Annotated in this window: 1 protein-coding gene; it reads left to right on the forward strand. The window is 70.4% G+C overall.

Annotated elements, in window-relative coordinates:
* Positions 1-3102 (forward strand): non-ribosomal peptide synthetase (locus ON23_RS03720; RefSeq protein WP_039776388.1); only part of this gene is annotated, 3102 nt, incomplete at both ends.

The following is a 3102-nucleotide window of genomic DNA, read 5'->3' on the forward strand; positions in this document are numbered from 1 at the left end:
ATCCCGCCTCCGCGGCCTACAACGTGCCGTTCGCGGTGCGCCTGACCGGCGCGGTGGACGCCGCGGCACTCGAGCTCGCCTTCGCCGATGTGGTCGAGCGGCACGAGGTATTGCGGACCGTCTACCCGCAGGCCGACGACGGACCGTTCCAGCAGATCCTGGCCGGCGCGGACGCCGAATTCGCGGTCGGATCGGTGACCGCAGCCGAGGTGGAAACCTCGGTCCTGCAGGTGCTTTCGCGCCCCTTCGATGTCACGTGTGACATTCCGGTGCGCGCGGCACTGCTGCGGGTCACGGATACGTCCGAGCACATCGTGGTGCTCTCGATGCACCACATCTGCGCCGACGGCGCCTCGGCAGTGCCGCTGACCCGGGATCTGCTGACCGCCTACGCGGCGCGCACGGCCGCTGCGGAGCCGCAGTGGTCCCCGCTGCCGGTGCAGTACGCCGATTACGCCCTGTGGCAGCGCGAACTGCTCGGCGCGGAGGACGATCCGGGATCGCTGGTCGCGGGTCAGCTCGCGCACTGGCGGTCCGCCCTCGCGGATCTGCCCGAACAGTTGCCACTGCCCACGGACCGGCCGCGCCCGAAGGTGCAGTCGCTAGCAGGCCGGGCGCTGACGTTCGAAATCGGCGCCGAGCGGCATGCCGCCCTGCACCGGTTGGCGCGCACCCGGCACGCCTCCCTGTTCATGGTGGTCCGCGCCGCGCTGTCGATCCTGCTGGCCCGGCTCGCCGCCACCGAGGACGTCGCGGTCGGTGCGCCCATCGCGGGCCGGGGCGAGGCGGAACTCGACGACCTGATCGGCATGTTCGTCAACACCCTGGTCCTCCGGGCGCGGGTCGCGCCGCAGGCCTCGTTCGCCGAGCTGCTCGACCAGGTGCGTGAAACGGATCTGGCGGCCTTCGCCAACAGCGATGTGCCGTTCGAACGGCTGGTGGAATTGCTCGATCCGGTCCGGTCGACGGCACGGCATCCGCTGTTCCAGGTGGGTCTGTCGTTCCAGAATCTGAATCGCGCCGAGGTGCGGCTGCCCGGCGTGACGGTCGGCGAACTCGAGATCGACACGCGCACATCGCAATTCGATCTGCATTGGTATCTGACCGACACCTACGACGAGCAGGGCGCCCCGGCGGGCATCTCCGCCGCCGTCACCTATGCCACCGACCTGTTCGACGCGGCCACCGTGGAGCGGTTCGTGCAGCGCTTCCTGCGGGTGATCGACGAGGTCGCCGCCGACGCGGAGGTCACGATCGGCGATATCGACCTGCTGGACGACGCCGAACGCACCCGCATCCTGGTCGACTACAACGACACCGCGCGGGAGCTGCCGCCGGTTTCGGGCAGCGACCATCCGGACACGCTGACCGCCCGGTTCGCGTCCGCGGTGGCCGCCCATCCGGAGGCGGTGGCACTAGCCGAGGACCGCTCGGGAATCGCTGTGGCACAACGGGTTCTGACCTACGCCGAATTCGACGCCCGCAGCAACCGGCTGGCGCGGTATCTGATCGGCCGGGGAATCGGCCCGGAGCAGCGGGTGGCGGTGGCGCTGCCGCGTTCGGTCGAACTGCTGGTCGCCGTCTACGCGGTACTGAAGGCCGGTGCCGCCTACGTCCCGATCGATCCGGATCAGCCGGACGAGCGCATTCGTCACATCCTCGACACCGCAGCGCCGGAATGCATACTGGCGCTGGCAGATTCGACGATCGACGGCGCCCTCGCCCTGGATCGGCTGGACCTCGCGGACTACGGCGACGCCGCCGTCACCGATGCGGACCGGGTGCGCCCGTTGCGTCCCGACACCGTCGCCTACGTGATCTTCACCTCCGGGTCGACCGGCCGCCCGAAGGGTGTGGCGGTCAGCCACCGGGCGATCGTGAACCGGTTGGTGTGGATGCAGTCGGAATACCGGCTCGACACCGACGATGTGGTGCTGCAGAAGACGCCCGTCACCTTCGACGTGTCGGTGTGGGAGTTGTTCTGGCCGTTGCAGATCGGCGCCCGGCTGGTGCTGGCCGCACCGCAGGGGCATCGCGATCCCGCGTATCTGGCCCGCCTGATCGCGGCCGAATCGGTCACCACCGTGCATTTCGTACCGTCGATGCTCGCGGTGTTCGTCGCCGAGCCGGCGGCCGGGGCCGGGGGCTCGCTGCGGCGGGTGTTCGCCTCCGGCGAGGCGCTACCGCCGGCGGTGGCGCAGCGGTCGCGGGCGCTGACCGGCGCCCGGTTGCACAACCTCTACGGGCCGACCGAGGCCGCGGTGGACGTGACGTACCACGAGGTCACCGATGCCGACACCGCTGTCGTCCCGATCGGCCGGCCGGTATTCAACACCCGTGTCTACGTACTGGATTCGCGACTGCGCCCGGTACCGGCGGGTGTCACCGGCGAGCTGTACCTCGCCGGAACCCAGCTGGCGCGCGGATATCTCGCGCGACCGGATCTGACCGCGGACCGGTTCGTGGCCGACCCCTTCGTGGGCGGGGAACGCATGTACCGCACCGGTGATCTGGTGGTGTGGAACGCCGACGGTGAGCTGGAGTACCGCGGCCGCTCGGACTTCCAGGTGAAGCTGCGCGGGCTGCGGATCGAGCCAGGGGAGATCGAGGCGGCGCTGGTCGCGCAGCCCGAGGTCGCTCAGGCCGTCGCACTGGTGCGCGGTGACGACGGTACCGACCAGCAGTTGGTGGCCTATGTGGTCGCCGAGGCCGGTCACGCCGTCGATGCCGATCGGCTGCGGACCGAACTCGCGCGGCGGCTGCCCGGCTACATGGTTCCGGCGGCCGTGGTCGTCCTCGACGAACTTCCGGTGAACGCGTCCGGCAAGCTCGACCGCCGTGCCCTGCCGGCGCCGGTGCGCGCGGTGCGCGAATTCCGCGCTCCGCGGACCCCGGCCGAGGCGCTGGTCTGTACCACCTTCGCGCAGGTGCTGGGTGTGGAGCGGATCGGCCTGGAGGACAACTTCTTCGAATTCGGCGGCACTTCGCTCTCGGCGACCACGCTCGCGGCGCGGCTGAGTACGGCCCTCGGGCGGCAGGTGCCGGTGTTGACGCTGTTCACCGCGCCGACGCCCGCGGCAGTGCTGGCCGAATTGGACCGGG

It is taken from the genome of Nocardia cerradoensis NBRC 101014 (assembly GCF_000308535.1).
GTDB lineage: Bacteria > Actinomycetota > Actinomycetes > Mycobacteriales > Mycobacteriaceae > Nocardia > Nocardia cerradoensis.